At 66.8% G+C, this 16,115-nt stretch carries 15 protein-coding genes; 9 read left to right on the forward strand and 6 right to left on the reverse strand.

Annotated features, from left to right (window positions below):
• Positions 1 to 4 precede the first annotated feature (4 nt).
• Together HU825_RS02790 and HU825_RS02795 are read right to left on the reverse strand one after the other, a co-directional pair.
• Positions 5 to 718 carry an LrgB family protein gene (locus HU825_RS02790; protein ID WP_431978459.1) on the reverse strand — a complete coding sequence of 238 codons (714 nt, stop codon included), beginning with the start codon at positions 716 to 718 and terminating at the stop codon, positions 5 to 7.
• 5 nt (positions 719 to 723) lie between these two features.
• Entirely contained in the window at positions 724 to 1,086 is a 363-nt protein-coding gene (locus tag HU825_RS02795; protein WP_234302853.1) for a CidA/LrgA family protein, read from the reverse strand.
• 165 nt (positions 1,087 to 1,251) lie between these two features.
• Between HU825_RS02795 and HU825_RS02800 the strand changes: the two genes are divergently transcribed.
• Genes HU825_RS02800 through HU825_RS02810 form a run of 3 tightly spaced genes read left to right on the forward strand, consistent with a single transcriptional unit; the run spans position 1,252 to position 4,089 of the window.
• Entirely contained in the window at positions 1,252 to 1,707 is a 456-nt protein-coding gene (locus HU825_RS02800; protein ID WP_054094516.1) for a MaoC family dehydratase, read from the forward strand.
• A gap of 44 nt (positions 1,708 to 1,751) precedes the next feature.
• Positions 1,752 to 3,428, forward strand: a complete 1,677-nt coding sequence (locus tag HU825_RS02805) for a C13 family peptidase (RefSeq protein ID WP_234302854.1) — start codon at positions 1,752 to 1,754, stop codon at positions 3,426 to 3,428.
• A 19-nt stretch (positions 3,429 to 3,447) separates the two neighbouring features.
• Complete coding sequence (locus HU825_RS02810; RefSeq protein WP_054094514.1) at positions 3,448 to 4,089, forward strand: oxidoreductase; 642 nt, start codon at positions 3,448 to 3,450, stop codon at positions 4,087 to 4,089.
• 34 nt (positions 4,090 to 4,123) lie between these two features.
• On the opposite strand, the gene orn is transcribed toward HU825_RS02810, so the two are convergent.
• Both orn and HU825_RS02820 read right to left on the reverse strand, forming a co-directional pair.
• Positions 4,124 to 4,666 (reverse strand): oligoribonuclease, encoded by a 543-nt coding sequence (orn, locus tag HU825_RS02815; protein ID WP_043297737.1) that lies wholly within the window; start codon positions 4,664 to 4,666, stop codon positions 4,124 to 4,126.
• A 28-nt stretch (positions 4,667 to 4,694) separates the two neighbouring features.
• On the reverse strand, positions 4,695 to 5,501 hold the full coding sequence (locus HU825_RS02820) for a class I SAM-dependent methyltransferase (protein WP_234302855.1): 807 nt from the start codon (positions 5,499 to 5,501) through the stop codon (positions 4,695 to 4,697).
• Between the two features lie 121 nt (positions 5,502 to 5,622).
• Between HU825_RS02820 and rsgA the strand changes: the two genes are divergently transcribed.
• The gene (gene rsgA, locus HU825_RS02825) at positions 5,623 to 6,654 is read left to right on the forward strand and encodes a small ribosomal subunit biogenesis GTPase RsgA (protein ID WP_054094512.1); all 1,032 of its coding nucleotides are present in this window, start codon (positions 5,623 to 5,625) and stop codon (positions 6,652 to 6,654) included.
• On the opposite strand, the gene motB is transcribed toward rsgA, so the two are convergent.
• Positions 6,648 to 7,676, reverse strand: coding sequence for a flagellar motor protein MotB (gene motB, locus HU825_RS02830; RefSeq protein ID WP_043297739.1), 1,029 nt, complete (start codon positions 7,674 to 7,676; stop codon positions 6,648 to 6,650). The genes rsgA and motB overlap by 7 nt on opposite strands.
• 8 nt (positions 7,677 to 7,684) lie before the next feature.
• Positions 7,685 to 8,536, reverse strand: coding sequence for a flagellar motor stator protein MotA (gene motA, locus HU825_RS02835; RefSeq protein ID WP_043297740.1), 852 nt, complete (start codon positions 8,534 to 8,536; stop codon positions 7,685 to 7,687).
• Positions 8,537 to 8,702: 166 nt separating this feature from the next.
• Here motA and HU825_RS02840 point away from each other — a divergent pair, with 166 nt between their 5' ends.
• The 5 genes from HU825_RS02840 to HU825_RS02860 all read left to right on the forward strand — a co-directional run bounded on the left by HU825_RS02840 (position 8,703) and on the right by HU825_RS02860 (position 16,085).
• Positions 8,703 to 10,223, forward strand: coding sequence for an HDOD domain-containing protein (locus tag HU825_RS02840; protein WP_234302856.1), 1,521 nt, complete (start codon positions 8,703 to 8,705; stop codon positions 10,221 to 10,223).
• A gap of 45 nt (positions 10,224 to 10,268) precedes the next feature.
• On the forward strand, positions 10,269 to 11,084 hold the full coding sequence (locus HU825_RS02845; protein ID WP_165593731.1) for a rhodanese-like domain-containing protein: 816 nt from the start codon (positions 10,269 to 10,271) through the stop codon (positions 11,082 to 11,084).
• Between the two features lie 11 nt (positions 11,085 to 11,095).
• Positions 11,096 to 11,959 carry an archaetidylserine decarboxylase gene (gene asd, locus HU825_RS02850; protein WP_234302857.1) on the forward strand — a complete coding sequence of 288 codons (864 nt, stop codon included), beginning with the start codon at positions 11,096 to 11,098 and terminating at the stop codon, positions 11,957 to 11,959.
• Between the two features lie 198 nt (positions 11,960 to 12,157).
• Positions 12,158 to 13,957: a molecular chaperone gene (locus tag HU825_RS02855; RefSeq protein ID WP_234302858.1), complete on the forward strand. Its 1,800-nt coding sequence runs from the start codon at positions 12,158 to 12,160 to the stop codon at positions 13,955 to 13,957.
• Positions 13,958 to 14,018: 61 nt separating this feature from the next.
• On the forward strand, positions 14,019 to 16,085 hold the full coding sequence (locus HU825_RS02860) for an EAL domain-containing response regulator (RefSeq protein ID WP_138300500.1): 2,067 nt from the start codon (positions 14,019 to 14,021) through the stop codon (positions 16,083 to 16,085).
• Positions 16,086 to 16,115 lie beyond the last annotated feature (30 nt).

Raw genomic sequence — 16,115 nt, forward strand, 5'->3', positions numbered from 1 at the left:
TCCATCACAGCAACAGGGTCACCACCAGCGGCAGCAGCACCGCCGTCATCACGCCCATCAGGCTCATTGCCAGCGCGGCGAAGGCGCCGCACTCGTCACTCTCCTGCAGCGCCTGGGCGGTACCCACCGCGTGGGCAGTCAGGCCGAGGGCCATGCCGCGGGCCGCCGGATGGCGCACACCACAGCGGCGCAGCAGCGCGGGGCCGAAGATCGCCCCGAGCACGCCGGTGATCATCACGAACACGGCCGCCAGCGCGACCACCCCGCCGATCTGCTCGGCCACCAGCATGGCGATGGGCGATGTCACCGACTTCGGCGCCAGGGTCATGAGGATCATCCGCTCGGCGCCGAACAGCCACGCCAGCGCCATGCCCAGCGCGGTGGCGGTGACGCCGGCTACCAACAGAGTGATCACGATCGGCGCGAACAGTTCGCGGATTCGCCGCAGATTCAGATACAACGGCACCGCCAGCGCCACCGTCGCCGGGCCAAGCATGACCGTCAGCAGCTGCGCGCTGTCGGCGTAATCGGCATAGCTGAGCCCGCACAGCAGCAGCACGCCGATGACCAGCAGCGCCGAGAGCAGGACCGGCTGCAGAAATACCCAGCGAGTCTTCTCGTAGGCGGCAAACGACAGCTGGAACGCGGCGAGCGTGACGCCGACACCGAATAGCGGGTGATGGATCAGCGCCTGCCAGGCGGCATGCCAGTCGAGCATCGTCGTCATGCGTCCTCCCGCCGGCGGGTCTGCCGCTGGATCAGCGCCTGCATCAACCAGCCGGTGAACACCAGCGAGAGCAGCAGGGAAATCACCAGCACACCGACGATCGCCCAGAAGTCCTGCAGGATCGCCTCGGTATAGACCATCACGCCGACGGCAGGCGGCACCAGCAGCAGCGGCAGATAACGCAGCAGGCTGCTCGCCGCCACCTGCAGCGACTCGCTCGCACTGCCGCGCAGCAGCAGCGCCGCGAACAACAGCAACAGGCCGATGATCGGCCCCGGCAGCATCGGCACCAGCAACACATTAAGTACCGTGCCGAGCAGCTGGAACAGCACCAGCCAGGTCAGACCGCGCAGCAGCATGGGAGCCCCCTCCGGCAAATGTCAGCGATTATAAGCCGCAACGGCGCGCCTCACGCAGCGGCGGCTTCGCTATGACGCGCCATTCGCCCGGTCATGGGTGATTGCGCGGGCAAAGGGTGCGTGCTGATCTTCAAGGACATCCACGCCCCGCAGAGGAACCGCCCCATGCCCCAGGTACCGCTCGATGAACTCAAGGACTACATCGGCAAGGAACTCGGCCACTCCGACTGGCTGACCATTGACCAGAGCCGCGTCGACCACTTCGCCGAGTGCACCGGCGATCACCAGTTCATTCATGTCGATCCGGAGAAGGCCAGGCAGACGCCGTTCGGCGGCACTATCGCGCACGGCTTCCTGTCGCTCTCGCTGCTGCCGCTGCTCATGGAAGACCTCATGGTGGTGCCGCAGGGCACCAAGATGGCAGTCAACTACGGGCTGGACAGTCTGCGCTTCATCCAGCCGGTGCGGGTCGGCTCGCGGGTGCGCCTGCACGCCACGCTGCTCGACGCCCACGAGAAGAACCCCGGCCAGTGGCTGCTCAAGACCCGCGCCGAGATGCAGATCGAAGGCGCGGAGAAACCTGCCTATATCGCGCAGTCGCTGGCACTCTGCTTCGTCTGAGGCGATGCGGCATACTGCGGGTGTTCCGTCGTCTGGATGCCCGCATGCGTCACCTGACTCCCCTGCTCCTTGCCTGCCTGCTCGCCGCCTGCGGCGACGGCGAACCGCTGCTGCCGCCGGACGCCGTGCTGCCCGATGGCGGGCGTTACCGCGGCACGCTGGTAAATGGCCTGCTGCAGGGGCAGGGACGCATCGACTACCCCAACGGCAGCAGCTACCGCGGGCAGTTCAAGGAAGGCCAGTGGCACGGCCAGGGCAGTTGGACCGGCGCCAACGGCGACCGCTACGAAGGCGCCTTCGAACACGGCCTGTTCCACGGCGAGGGACGCTTCAGCTACGCCGCCGGTGGCGTCTATGCAGGCCAGTTCCGCCAGGGCCGCATGCACGGGCTGGGCACCTTCAGCCAGGACGGCGCCCGCTACAGCGGCGAGTTCCAGAACGACCTCTATCACGGCGAAGGCGTCCTCGAATATGCCGACGGTGCGCGCTATCAGGGGCGCTTCGCCAACGGCCAGCCAGACGGCACCGGCACGCGCAGCGATGCGGACGGCTCGTACAGCGGGCAATTCCGCGATGGCTTGCTCAACGGCGACGGCGTCTACCTTTCCGAGGACGGCGAACGCTATCGCGGTGGCTTCGCCGACGACAGTTTCCACGGCGCGGGCCGCTATGAAGATGGCGGCGGCGATGTCTGGGAGGGCCAGTTCGTTCACGGCGAACTCACCGGCGCCGGCCGCCACGCCAGCGCCGATGGCAGCCAGTATCGCGGTGAATTCCGCCGCTGGCAGTACCACGGTAGCGGCGTGCTGGAACGTGCCGACGGCAGCGTCTACCGCGGCGGGTTTCGACACGGCAAATTCAGCGGCGACGGCCAGCTGACCCTCGCCAACGGCAGCGTGCAGCGCGGCAGCTGGCGCAACGGGCACCGCGTGCGCGACGAGCACGGCAGGCGGCTGCCGGACCCGCTGGAAATCGGCCTGCTGCGCCAGGGCGCACTGCTCGACCAGGCGCTCACCGCAGTTCCGGCTTCCACGCCCGCCGCAGAGCTGTACAGCCTGGTGCTGGCCGGCGACGGTCGCCAGAGCGTGTTCCTGCGCGAGGCCGACTATGTGCAGCGCCTGCTAGCCGAGCGCTTCGCCGCGCGCGGACAGATCAGTCTGGTCAACCACCGCGATCACCTCGGCGATCGCCCGCTGGCGACCCGCGAGAACCTGGCGCGTGCTGCCGCCATCCTGGCCGAACGCAGCGGGCCGGAAGATCTGGTGTTCATCTACCTCACCAGCCACGGCACGGCCGATCACCACTTGATCCTGCAGCAGCCACGCCTGGGGCTGGACGACTTGAGCGCGCCGGAGCTGGCCGATCTGCTCGCCCCGCTGGCCGAGCGCAACCAGGTGGTGGTGATCTCCGCCTGCTATTCCGGCGGCTTCATCGAACCGCTGAAAGACCCGAGGCGGCTGGTGATGACCGCCGCGCGCGCCGACCGCGTGTCGTTTGGCTGCTCGGAGGAAAGCGATTTCACCTATTTCGGCCGCGCGCTGTTCGCCGAGGCGCTGCAGCAGACCGACGACATCGTGCACGCCTTCACGCTGGCGCAGGCGAGGGTTGCCGAACGCGAGCAGGCCGACGACTATCAGGCATCGGAACCCCAGATATGGGCGCCCGAGCCGGTCGTCGAACACTGGCGCAGCCTGCAGCAACGACGCGCCGCCTCACACTGATTCGCCAAGGAGCATGACCATGTATCTGACGCCCCAGCGCATTCTGCTTGCCGGCGCCACCGGACTGACCGGCGAACACCTGCTCGACCGACTGCTCAACGAACCCACCGTCGAACGCGTGCTGGCGCCGACGCGCAAGCCGCTGGCGGCGCACCCGCGCCTGGAAAACCCGGTCGGGCCGTTGCAGTCGCTGCTCGGACAGCTCAACGGTCCGGTCGATACCGCGTTCTGCTGCCTGGGCAGCACGCTCAAGCAGGCTGGCACCCAGGAAGCGTTCCGTGCCATCGATTTCGATCTGGTGCTGGCCTTCGCCCGCCGCGCACGCGAGCTGGGCGCGCGGCACCTGCTGGTGATCAGTTCGCTGGGTGCCAGCCCGGACAGCCCGATCTTCTACTGCCGGGTCAAGGGCGAGATGGAAGCAGCGCTCGAGGCCCAGGACTGGCCGCAGCTGACCATCGCGCGGCCGTCACAGCTGCTCGGCCCGCGCCTGGAGTTGCGCCTGAGCGAGCGGATCGCCGCGCCGCTGTCGCAACTGCTGCCGGGCAAGTACCACGGCATCGAGGCCTGTACGCTGGCCCGCGCGCTGTGGCGTCTGGCGCTGGAGGAAGGCGACGGCGTGCGCATCGTCGAGTCCGACGAGCTGCGCAAGCTCGGCAAATAGCGGCGCCCCGGCAGCACGGACGCCGCCGACAGGATCACACCTTGATGAAATGCTCGCGGTAATGACGCAGCTCGGCGATGGAGTCGCGGATGTCATCCAGCGCCAGGTGCGTACCGCTCTTGCTGAACCCCTGCATGATCTGCGGCGCCCAGCGCGCGGCCAGCTCCTTGAGTGTCGAGACGTCCAGATTGCGGTAGTGGAAGTAGCGCTCCAGCTCCGGCATCTGCCGATAGAGGAAGCGCCGATCCTGGCAGATGCTGTTGCCGCAGATCGGAGACTTGCCCTTCGGTACCCACTGTTCGAGAAACGCCAGGGTCTGGGCCTCTGCCTCGGCGGTGCCGATGCGGCTCTCACGCACCCGCTGGGTCAGGCCCGAACCACCGTGCTGACGGGTGTTCCACTCGTCCATGCGTGCCAGCACCTCGTCGCTCTGATGCACGGCGATCACCGGTCCCTCGGCCAGCACGTTGAGCTGACTGTCGGTGACGATGGTGGCCATTTCGATGATGACGTCGGTATCCGGGTCCAGACCGGTCATTTCCAGGTCGATCCAGATCAGGTTCTGCGGGTTCTGCATGATGGGCTCCTTGGCTGTGGCGCGCAGTTTAGCCGCTCGTCTGCGGGTCGTCAGGCCGGGGCGCACCGGGGCGCCAGAGCAGCAGCTGCGATTGCCGCCAGTCGTCGACCGCCAGCCGCTCTTCGGGCTCGATGTCCGGCACCGCGAAGCTGTTGCTGATCAGCAGCGCGTCCGGCCGCATCTGCGCGCTGGCCTTGCGCCACAGCGCCGGCATCGGGGCCGGCGAGAGAAAGCAGTAGACCACCTCGTACTGCGCCAGATCGACGCGCCACAGGCTGCGCAGGACGATGTGGCAATTGCGCCGCGGCAGGCAGCGCAGCCAGGCGATAATGAACGCCAGCGGCGCGGTCTCCACGCCGACGAAGCGCGCCTGCGGATAGATCCGCGCCAGGCGCGACAGACTGCCGGCCAGACCACAGCCCAGATCGACGAAACGGAAGTCCGCCGGCAGCCCGGCCAGGCGCTCGGCCAGGCGCCGCTCGGCCGCCCGACCGGTCAGATACAACGGCACACGCTCGAAAAAGACGTTCCAGTTCAGCAATAACAGCGCGGCGAAGGCCGCCAGCGGCAGCCATCCCGGCAGGCTGTGATCACGCAGCGCAACCAGCGCGGGCACGAAGGCCAGGTTGATCGGCCACCACCAGCGCGACAGGCCCAGCCGTGCGCCCAGCAACGCAGCAAGCGCACCCTGGATGACGGCCGCCTGCAGCAGCGAGACGTGCAGACCCAGCAGGCGCGCCGCGGCCAGCAGCATCAACCAGGTCAGCAGCAGCGCCGCCAGCTGCGCACCCAGGGCGAGCAAGATCGGCGGACGAAAGCGCGGCGAGTCGGACATGACGAACACGAAGACGGAACGGCAGGCCAGTCTACCTGCCGCCTGCGCGCCGAAACAGGCGGTCAGCGGCGCCGGCCGGCCGTGCTAGACTCGCGCACCTTCATCGACCGACGCCCCGCACATGGCCAAACGCCAACTCAACCGCCGCCAGAACTGGCGCATCGAGAAAATCCAGGAAGAACGCGCCGCCCGCGCGGCACGCCGCGAATCTCGCGCGCTGGAAGAACTGGAAGGCGGCGATCTGGGGCCGGAGCAGTTCGGCCTGGTGATCGCGCACTTCGGCGTGCAGGTCGAGGTCGAAGCACAGGAAGGCGAGCACAGTGGCCAGGTCTTCCGCTGCCACCTGCGCGCCAACCTGCCGGCGCTGGTCACCGGCGACCGCGTGGTATGGCGCCCAGGCAATCAGGGCATCGGCGTGATCGTCGCGCAGCTGCCGCGCCACTCCGAACTGTGTCGTCCCGACACCCGCGGCCAGCTCAAGCCGGTGGCGGCCAACGTCGACCTGATCGTCATTGTCTTCGCGCCGCTGCCCGAACCGCACGCCAACCTGATCGACCGCTACCTGGTCGCCGCCGAACATGCCGGCATCCGGCCGCTGCTGCTGCTGAACAAGGCGGACCTGATCGACGAGCACAACGAGGGCGCGCTCAACGCGCTGCTGGCGGTCTACCGCACGCTTGGCTATCCGCTGCTGGAGGTGTCGGCCCACGGCGGCGCCGGCATGGACGAACTGCGTGCGGCGCTGGACGGCCACGTCAGCGTGTTCGTCGGCCAATCCGGGGTGGGCAAGTCGTCGCTGGTGAACAGCCTGCTGCCAGGCGTGGACACCCGCGTCGGCGCACTCTCGGAGCAGACCGGCAAAGGCACCCACACCACCACCACGGCGCGGCTGTTCCATTTCCCCGGCGGCGGCGAGCTGATCGATTCGCCCGGCATTCGCGAATTCGGCCTCGGTCATGTCAGCCGCGACGATGTCGAAGCCGGTTTCATCGAGTTCGCCGAGCTGCTCGGGCATTGCCGCTTCCGCGACTGCAAGCATGATCGTGAGCCGGGCTGCGCGCTGCTCAAGGCACTCGAGGACGGGCGCATCCAGCCGCAGCGGATGAACAGCTACCGGCACATCCTCAGCAGCCTGCCCGACCCCGACTACTGATCGTCGCCGCCGGCGGGCAGCGGCTGGTCGAGCTTGAGCACGCCTTCATCGAAGATGTTCAACCGCTCGCGCAACTGCCCCGGCTGCAGCGGCTCGCCCGCGGCGCCCGCCGGAGCGGACGGGTTCGATGGCGCCGCTGGTGCCTTGTTCGCCTCGTCGCCATCAGCCGGCACGAACTGCTCGTTCTCGATGTTGCGCTGCGCCTTCTTGGTCAGCACCAGAATGTCGATGCGCCGGTTGATCGGGTTGAGCGGATTCTTGCGGTCGAACAGCGCCGAGGAGGCGTAGCCGACGACACGAGCGATCTGCTCCTCAGGGTAACGCCCGGCGACGAGCGTGCGACGCGCGGCGTTGGCGCGACTGGCGGACAGTTCCCAGTTGCCGAAATCGCCATTGCCGGCGTACGGCTTGGCGTCGGTATGCCCGCTGATGCTGATCTTGTTCGGCACCGCGCGAATGGTGTCGCCCATCGCCAGCAAGATGTCCTCGAAATACGGCTGCAGCTGCGCGCTGCCGAGGGCGAACATCGGGCGGTTTTCGTCATCCATGATCTGGATGCGCAGCCCGTCCTTGGTGATCTCGAACAGGATCTGGTCCTTGAAGCGCTCCAGCTCGGGGTTCTCGTCGACCTTGTTCTGCAGCTCCTGCAGCAGCAGCTCCAGGCGCTCGCGTTCGATCTGTTCGGCGAGGGTTTCCACCTGATCGCCGTCGATCTGCACATCCGCCTGCGGCACCGTGGGGTCGATCTCCGGATTGAGCGTGCGGTCCGGCGACGGCGTCGGCGTGCCGCCCAGGTCGATCACGTGCGGGCTGGCGCTTTCGGTGAAGCCGATGGGGTCCTGGAAATAGCCGGAAATGGCGCGCTTCTGCTCCGGCGTCGCCGAGCTCATCAACCACATCACCAGGAAGAACGCCATCATCGCGGTCATGAAGTCGGCGAAGGCGATCTTCCAGGCACCGCCATGATGGCCGCCGGCGGTCTTCTTGACCCGCTTGACGATGATCGGTTGATTGTTGTCCATAGCCGCGCTTAGCCGCCACGCATGGCTTGCTCAAGCTCGGTGAAGCTCGGGCGGTGGGCGTGGAACAACACCTTGCGGCCGAACTCGACGGCCAGCGTCGGCGGCATGCCGGAAGCCGAGGCGACCAGAGTGGCCTTGATTGCCTCGTAGAGATTCAGCTCCTCGCGCGCGTCGTGCTCGAGCGAGGCGGACAGCGGGCCGAAGAAGCCGTAGGCAGCAAGGATGCCGAGGAAGGTACCGACCAGTGCGGCGCCGACCTTCTCGCCGATTTCGGCGTTGTTGGCATCGGCCAGCACCGACATGGTCAGCACGATGCCGAGCACCGCAGCAACAATACCCATCGCCGGCAGGCCGTCGGCAATGCGATTCACCGCATGCGAGGGATGCTCCAGCTCTTCCTTGAGGCTGGCCAGCTCCATGTCGAACAGCCCTTCGAGTTCGTGCGGGGCCATGTTGCCCGTGGACATGATGCGCAGGTAATCGCAGATGAACGCGGTCATGCGCTCGTCCTTGAGCACACCAGGGTACTTGCTGAACAGCGGGCTGGCGGCCGGGTCCTCGAGGTCGGCCTCGATCGCCATCATGCCTTCGCGACGGCTCTTGTTGAGCACCGAATAGAGCAGACCGAGCACTTCCAGGTAATAGGTCTGGGTGAAGCGGCTGCTGAACATCTTCAGCGACTTCTGAAACACGATCTTCGTCGTGCTGCCCGGATTGGCCTGCAGGAACGCGCCAAGCGCGGCGCCACCGATGATCAGCACTTCGAACGGATGCATGAGTGCCGCCAGGGCGCCGCCGGAGAGCATGAAGCCGCCGAGCACGCTGCCGATTACCACGAGGATGCCGAGAATCTTGACCATAGGTACGTCTGGGAAGCCTGATTACCAACCGCTCGAAACGAATCGAAGCACGTTCGCACAGCGGCTCGGCGCTCCGTCAAGGAGGGGTATCTGAAAGAATTGTTCGGGTTATCGGAACTTTTGCGCCAGACTAAAGAGCATCCCGACGAAAAGCCAGTTCGGCGCCATGACCACAACGACTTCGCTCCCTCGCAGTATCCCCGCCTGGATCAAGCTTCTCGACGATTCTCCGCTGCCGGCATTCGCCGCGGTGCACGACAGCGTGCGCCGGGCGCTGCGCGACAACAGCCAGTCCATGCGCCAGATTGCCGAGCGGGTGCAGCCCAGCCCGGTACTGGCGCTGAGTTTTATCCGCGAAGCCAACCGGCATGGCGGCGAGGGCCAGCCTGCGGAGAATCTCGAAACCGCGCTCAGCCGCATCGGCGTGGAGCGCGCCGAACGCCTCCTCGACCGCATTCCCGCCACGGCAACCGCCGACATGCCGCCGGCGCTGCGGCAGATGGTGCTGATCAGCCGGCACGCCAGCCAGCAGGCCAGCGGCCTGTTCGCCGGCCGCCTGGCACGTCTGTGGCAGGACATCCACTGGGGTAGCCTGTTGTTTCTCTCGCCGGTTTGGGCACTGCTGGCCGCGCGCCCGCAGCTGTTCGAGGCCTGGGAACAGCGCGTGCTGGTCAGCGGCGAGCCGCTGCGGCGCGTCGAACAGCAACTGCTCGGCGTGCCGCTGCTGGAGCTGTGCCTGAGAATCGCCGAGCACTGGCATCTGCCCGACTGGATCATCCAGGGCTACCGACTGCTCGGCGGCAATCGTCGCCTGCTGGTCAAGGCGCTGCACATCGCCCGCAACAATGCTCACCCCTTGCAGCAGCAGCAACGGCTGGACGCCGACCCCGAACTGCGTCGCTGGCTGACCCTGCCGAGCAACACCATCGTGCTGGCCAACGGCCTGGCGCTCGCCGCGCATCACAGCTGGAGTGGCGTGCACAGCCTGCGCTGGCAGCAGTTGATCGGCCTGTACCTACAACTGCCGATGGCGCAGGTGCAGCAGCTGGTCCACCAGCAGGCCGTCGACAGTGCGCGAGCCATCGGCCCGACCGACCTCTGGCACCCGGCGCAAGGACTGCTGTGGCCGTGGGACAGCCGCTTCCAGCACAAGAAGACCGGCACGGCCAGCGTACCCGACGCCGAGGCGCTGGCGCGCTGGCGTGACTGCTGCCGTGAGCTGCTGAGCGCGCCCAGCCCCTTCACCAACGTGCATCAACTGACCGCCTGCGCGCGCACCGCGCTGGTCAGCATCGGCATGCAGCGCGTGCTGCTGATGCTGCTGGATCGCAAGAATCAGCGGCTGGTCGCGCAGCAGGACGTCGGCCTGCCGGAGCATGCCGCGAACCTGATCCTCAATCCGCAGCACAGCCAGGTGCTGCGCCGGTTGCTGGACAAGCCGGCGCAGCTGCACCTGCAGCCAGACAACATCGCGATCTTCTCGGCGCTGCTGCCCGGCACGCTCAAGGCGCTGTTCGCCGGCGAGCATCTGCTGCTGCGCTCGCTGGGCAGCAACGGTCGTGTGCTGATGCTGCTGATCGCCGACCAGGACAACGCCGCACTCAGCGCCCCGACACTGCAGGCGTTGGACAAGACCGCGCAGTGCATCGAGCGGGCGCTGGGCAATTTCAGCAAGCGCGGCACCTGAGGTTTTTCGCTAGACTGCGCCTTCACCGACTCGCCGAGACCTGCCGTGTCCGTCTTCGCCAACCTGCCACTGGTAATCGAGCCTGCCGATCTGGCCGAGCGCCTGCACGCCCCCGAACTGATCCTGGTCGACCTCACCAGCGCCGCCCGCTATGCCGAAGGCCACCTGCCCGGCGCGCGCTTCGTCGACCCCAAGCAGACCCAGCTGGGCCAGCCACCGGCGCCGGGATTGCTACCACCCAAGGCGCAACTCGAAGCGCTGTTCGGCCTCCTCGGTCATCGCGCCGATGCGGTCTATGTGGTCTATGACGACGAGGGCGGCGGCTGGGCCGGACGCTTCATCTGGCTGCTCGACGTGATCGGCCATCGCCACTACCACTACCTCGACGGCGGCCTGCACGCCTGGCTGGCCGAACGCCGCCCGCTGTCGCGCGAAGTGCCGGCCGCCGCTGGTGGCCCGGTCGCATTGCACCTCGACAGCGCACCCATCGCCACGCGCGAGTACCTCGAAAGCCGCCTCGGCGCGGATGACCTAGTGGTCTGGGACGCCCGCTCGCCGCAGGAATACCGCGGCGAGAAGGTGCTCGCCGCTCGCGGTGGGCACATTCCCGGCGCCGTGAATTTCGAATGGACCGCCGGCATGGACCCGGCACGCGCGCTGCGCATCCGCAGCGACATCGCCGAACAGCTCCAGGCAATCGGCATCGTGGCGGAGAAGGAAATCATCACCCACTGCCAGACGCATCACCGCTCCGGCTTCACCTACCTCCTGGCCAAGGCTCTGGGCTACCCCAGAGTCAAGGGCTACGCCGGTTCCTGGGGCGAATGGGGCAACCTGCCCGATACGCCGATCCAGTCATGAAAAGGTCATCCATGAAAGATCGCTTGTTCGTCATCAGCCAGTACTTGCTGCCGCATCACCTGATTTCGCGCCTGGCCGGCTGCCTGGCCGAATGCCGCATTCCCTGGCTGAAGAACGCCTTCATCAAGTGTTTCGCCCGGCATTTCCAGGTGGACATGAGCCAGGCACAGATCGAAGACCTGAGCGCCTACGAGCACTTTAACGCGTTCTTCACCCGCGCACTGAGAGATGGCGCCCGCCCGCTGGACCCGACGCCCGGCGCCATTCTCAATCCCTGCGACGGCGCCATCAGCCAGCTCGGCAAGATCGAGCAGGGCCGCATCTTCCAGGCCAAGGGCCACAGCTACAGCGTCACGGAGCTGCTCGGCGGCGATCACCAGCGCGCCGCACCGTTCATGGGCGGCGACTTCGCCACCGTCTACCTGTCGCCCAAGGATTACCACCGGGTGCACATGCCGATCACGGGCACCCTGCGCGAGATGGTCTACGTACCGGGACGCATTTTCTCGGTGAACACGGTGACCGCCCAGGGCGTGCCGGAACTGTTCGCACGCAACGAGCGCGTGGTGTGCATTTTCGACACTGAACGCGGACCGATGGCGATGGTGCTGGTCGGCGCGATGATCGTCGCCAGCATCGAAACCGTCTGGGCCGGCCTTGTCACGCCACCCAAGCGCACGCTGAAGACGTTCCTGTACGACGAATCCGCGCGCGCACCGATCCGGCTGGAAAAAGGCGCGGAAATGGGCCGCTTCAAGCTCGGCTCCACGGTGATCCTGCTGTTCGGACCGGAGCAGGTTCGCTGGGCGGAGCAACTGGGCCCGCTGAGCCCGGTGTGCATGGGCGAAGCGCTCGGCCAGGCGCAGACAGAATGATGCCGGCAGGGCCTGCAGAATGAGCAGGCCAACCCGCGCGCGGCGCCGCACCCGACACGCCCTGCGACAACCCCGCGTACCGGAACGACCAATCATCGGATAATATCAAAATGCCATCGTCGACCATCAACACGACGAAGCGCAGCTGATAGAGTTCGCTGACAAGGCACCGATGGTCGGTGCTGCGGGAGTTTCCGGTTGCAGAGTCTTCATTTGCCATTGCGCGTACCCACGCCGACCCAGCAGAGCCTGAGCTTCTGCGAGGCGAGCGTGCGCGCACTGCAGGTGTGGCTCGCTGGCCTGCCCAAGGCCAATCTGGGAGAAATGGCACGCCAGCTCTACCAGGCGCTGGTGGAAATCAACCAGCTGCGTGTGCCGTCGCAAACCCGTCTGCAACTGCTGGAACTGCTACGCCCCGAGGTGCACTACGTCTGCGGGCACCTCGAGCGGCACTACCTGAATCAACCGATCGTGCTCGACGAGCGACCACGCAAGGTCGCCGGTCTCTGCCAAGCGCTGCAGAATCACCTGGCCACCGGCTACAAGCTGATCGTCGTGCGCGCCCTTGCACGCCCCGAGCAGGATCGCCGGCAGCTTCTGACGATCGCCCTGCAGCGCGCGGTGCACAGCCTCGGCGCGCTGCTGACGCGCTCTGCCCAGCTCTACAGCCCAGCCGCCGAGAGCCTCTGGCTCGAGCTGCACCAGCTCTATCAGCTCGCCGCGCAGTACGCCGTGCAGGGTACTGCGGTGCGCGACCCGCTGGCGCACCACGGCCCGGGCCTGAGCACCGAACAGTGCTACCTCGCCGCCCTGCTGCTGGGCTGCGCGCGCTGCAACCAACTGCGCCAGTCCGGCATCGCCCGGCTGGCCAAGGCCCTGGAGGCCTGGAGCACGCTGGCGGTCCTTCAGCCGGCCAGCGCACCGTCCAGCCTGTTCGTCTTCTCGCCGCAGCAGGACAGTGCGCCGCGTTATCGCTCGCTGTTCGCCCGCGACGCGCTGCCAAGCATGTGCGGCGTCGACACCAGCCGGCTGGTCGCAGCGCTCGCCGAGCACCTGCGCCTGCCGCAAGAGCATCGCGAGCGCTCGTCGCTGCCGGACGCCAGCGGCATCGGCGACGACCTGCTGCTGCACCTGAGCGCGGCCTGGGGCGACATGTCCGAGCGCTCCTTCCAGCGCACTCCGGCCAACGGCACCCTGCACCTGTGCATCGGCATGACCGCCCTGCACTACCAGCTCGCCGGCCGGCGCCCGTTCAACGCCGTGCTGGAGCGCCACGAGGAGCCCAACTCGGCGGTGTTCAAGGCCAACAACGGCGCCCCCGACATCTGGGCGAACGCCTTCGACGCGCAAAGCCTCAACAGCGACGGACTGCTGCCTGACGAACACATCGAGTTCGTTCGCCCGACCAGTCCCAGCCAGGCCCCGGCGGCCACGCAAGCCAGCGAGCAGACCTATCCCGAGTTCGAGGTTCGCCTGGTCAACCACAGCCCCGGCGGCTACTGCCTGGCCTGGCCGGCGGAGGTTCCCGCACAACTGCAGACCGGCGAGCTGCTGGGACTGCGCGACGGCGACAACGGCTGGAGCGTCGCCGTGGTGCGCTGGGTTCGCCAGGTGCGCGGCGGCGGCACGCAGATGGGCGTCGAGCTGATCGCGCCGCAAGCGCAACCCTGCGGCCTGCGTCTGCTGCGCAAGACCGAACTGGGCAGCGAATACCTGCGCGCGCTGCTGCTGCCGGCAATCCCGGCCATCGGCCAGGCGGCGACCCTGATCGCTCCATGCCTGCCGTTTCAGCAGGGCCACAAGGTGCTGATCAATCAGGAAGGCAATGAACAGCGCGCCGTGCTGCAGCGCCGCCAGAGCCATACCGGCAACTACAACCAGTTCGAGTACCAGCTCCTCGGCCAGCCGCCGGCCGAGCCGGAGATGCCGGTCACAGCCTGGGGAACCCGCGGAGTCAATGGGGACGCAGATTTTGACTCACTCTGGAAGTCGCTGTAGATTGCCGGCACCCGTATTTTCGCCCGCCCGCGCACCTTCGGCGCGCTTCTGATCTGTCGTCATGGCCCTGCAAAAGAAAACCATCCGCCTGTTGATTCTCGAAGATTCGCAGAACGAAGCCGAGCGTCTGGTCAGTCTGTTCCGCAATGCCGGACAGGCCACCCGGGTGCATCGACTCACGTCCAGCGACGACCTCGCGAGCGCGCTGCAACAGACCTGGGACCTGCTGATCGCCGCGCCGAGCAGCGAAAATCTCGAGCCGAGCGAGGCCATCGCCACCATCCGCCGGCAGGCCAAGGACATTCCGATCATCCAGCTCACCGCGAGCAACGACGCCGAAGCGATCATCGATGCGCTGACGCTCGGCGCCCAGGATGCGCTGCCGCAAGGCGAGGACGAGTGGCTGCTATTGGTGGCTAACCGCGAGCTGGCCAACCTCGAGCAGCGGCGCGCTCGGCGCTCAGCGGAGGTGGCGCTGCGCGAGGCGGAGAAACGCTGTCAGCTGCTGCTCGACAGCTCGGTGGACGCCATTGCCTACGTGCACGACGGCATGCACATCTATGCCAACCGCGCCTACCTGGAGCTGTTCGGCTACGCCGACGTCGAAGACCTGGAAGGCATGCCGATGATCGACCTGATCGAAGCCTGCGATCAGGGCAGTTTCAAGACCTTCCTGAAGAACTACCAGACGATGGAAGGCCACTGCGAGCTGACCTGCAGTGGCGTGCGCGCCGATGGCGATAGCTTCAAGGCTCGCATGCACTTCTCGCCGGCCACCTACGATGGCGAGCCGTGCATCCAGGTCGTGATCCGCGCCGAAAGCGACAGCGCCGAGCTGCAGAAGCTGCGCGAAATCAGCACGCAGGACCCGATTACCGGCCTGCACAACCGCAACCATTTCACCGAACTGGTCGACAGCGCCGTCGAGCGTGCGGTCAATGCCGGCCAGATCGCCAGTCTGGCCTATATTCGAGTGGACCGCTTTGCCAGCCTGCAGGCCGAAATCGGCCTGAGCGATGCCGATCAGCTGCTGCGCCAGCTGGCCGACGTGCTGCGCGCGCACTTCGACGCCCAGACGCCGCTGGCCCGCTTCGCCGACGATGTGTTCACCGCGCTGCAGCCAGGTATCGCACCGGACCAGGCCGAAGCTTCGCTGCGCAAGCTGCTGACTCGCATCGAGGGTCACCTGTTCGACATCGGCGGTCGCACCGTGCAGACCACCCTGAGCATTGGCGTCGCTGGCTTGGACGAGAAGACCGCGCGCGCGCAGGACGTCATCGAGCGCGCCCATCGCTGTGCCGACGAACTCACCGACGGCAACGCGCTCAAGCGCTATGACCCGGCCGACGAACTGGCGGCGGCGGCAAGTCGCGGCAATCTCGCCGCCATGCTGCAGCAGGCGCTGGACACCAACAGTTTCCGCCTGCTGTTCCAGCCGATCATCAGCCTGCGCGGCGACAGTCACGAGCACTACGAGGTGCTGCTGCGCCTGCTCGACCCACAAGGCGTCGAAGTCCCGCCGGCCCAGTTCCTCAGCGCCGCCAGCGACGCCGGCCTGGCGGGCAAGATCGACCGTTGGGTGATCCTCAACTCGATCAAGCTGCTCGCCGAACATCGCACCAAGGGCCACAGCACGCGGCTGTTCCTGCACCTGTCTAGCGCTAGCCTACAGGATGCCGGCCTCTTGCCCTGGCTCAGCGTTGTGCTGAAGGCCGCCCGCCTGCCGGGCGACGCGCTGGTGTTCGAACTCAACGAACCGGATGCGGTGGCCTATCTCAAACCCGCCAAGGCGCTGGGCCAGGGCCTCGGCGAGCTGGGTTGCCATCTGGCGCTGAGCAACTTCGGCTGCGCGCTCAATCCGTTCAACACGCTGCGCCACCTGAACGCGCTGTTCGTCAAGGTCGACGGCTCCTACACCCAGGATCTGAGCCGCCAGGAAAATCAGGAAGCGCTCAAGCAGCTGCTCGCCGATCTGCACGAACACAAGCGCCTGAGTATCGTGCCCTTCGTCGAAAGCGCCACGGTGCTGGCGACACTCTGGCAGGCGGGCGTCAACTATATCCAGGGCCACTATCTGCAAGGCCCCAGCCAGTCGATGGACTACAACTTCTCCTCGGACGAGGAGTGACCACCCCCCGGCATCAGGCACGACCTTGAT

This window comes from Pseudomonas phenolilytica, assembly GCF_021432765.1.
GTDB lineage: Bacteria > Pseudomonadota > Gammaproteobacteria > Pseudomonadales > Pseudomonadaceae > Stutzerimonas > Stutzerimonas phenolilytica.

What these genes read in the sequence shown, in the direction of transcription:
- HU825_RS02805 (WP_234302854.1), top strand. Translation starts at nt 1,752, where the DNA reads ATGCGTCACCTGACTCCCCTGCTCCTTGCCTGCCTGCTCGCCGCCTGC.
- rsgA (WP_054094512.1), top strand. Translation starts at nt 5,623, where the DNA reads ATGGCCAAACGCCAACTCAACCGCCGCCAGAACTGGCGCATCGAGAAA.
- HU825_RS02795 (WP_234302853.1), bottom strand. Translation starts at nt 1,086, where the DNA reads ATGCTGCTGCGCGGTCTGACCTGGCTGGTGCTGTTCCAGCTGCTCGGC.
- HU825_RS02800 (WP_054094516.1), top strand. Translation starts at nt 1,252, where the DNA reads ATGCCCCAGGTACCGCTCGATGAACTCAAGGACTACATCGGCAAGGAA.
- HU825_RS02860 (WP_138300500.1), top strand. Translation starts at nt 14,019, where the DNA reads ATGGCCCTGCAAAAGAAAACCATCCGCCTGTTGATTCTCGAAGATTCG.
- HU825_RS02820 (WP_234302855.1), bottom strand. Translation starts at nt 5,501, where the DNA reads ATGTCCGACTCGCCGCGCTTTCGTCCGCCGATCTTGCTCGCCCTGGGT.
- HU825_RS02790 (WP_431978459.1), bottom strand. Translation starts at nt 718, where the DNA reads ATGCTCGACTGGCATGCCGCCTGGCAGGCGCTGATCCATCACCCGCTA.
- motB (WP_043297739.1), bottom strand. Translation starts at nt 7,676, where the DNA reads ATGGACAACAATCAACCGATCATCGTCAAGCGGGTCAAGAAGACCGCC.
- HU825_RS02840 (WP_234302856.1), top strand. Translation starts at nt 8,703, where the DNA reads ATGACCACAACGACTTCGCTCCCTCGCAGTATCCCCGCCTGGATCAAG.
- motA (WP_043297740.1), bottom strand. Translation starts at nt 8,536, where the DNA reads ATGGTCAAGATTCTCGGCATCCTCGTGGTAATCGGCAGCGTGCTCGGC.
- orn (WP_043297737.1), bottom strand. Translation starts at nt 4,666, where the DNA reads ATGCAGAACCCGCAGAACCTGATCTGGATCGACCTGGAAATGACCGGT.
- asd (WP_234302857.1), top strand. Translation starts at nt 11,096, where the DNA reads ATGAAAGATCGCTTGTTCGTCATCAGCCAGTACTTGCTGCCGCATCAC.
- HU825_RS02810 (WP_054094514.1), top strand. Translation starts at nt 3,448, where the DNA reads ATGTATCTGACGCCCCAGCGCATTCTGCTTGCCGGCGCCACCGGACTG.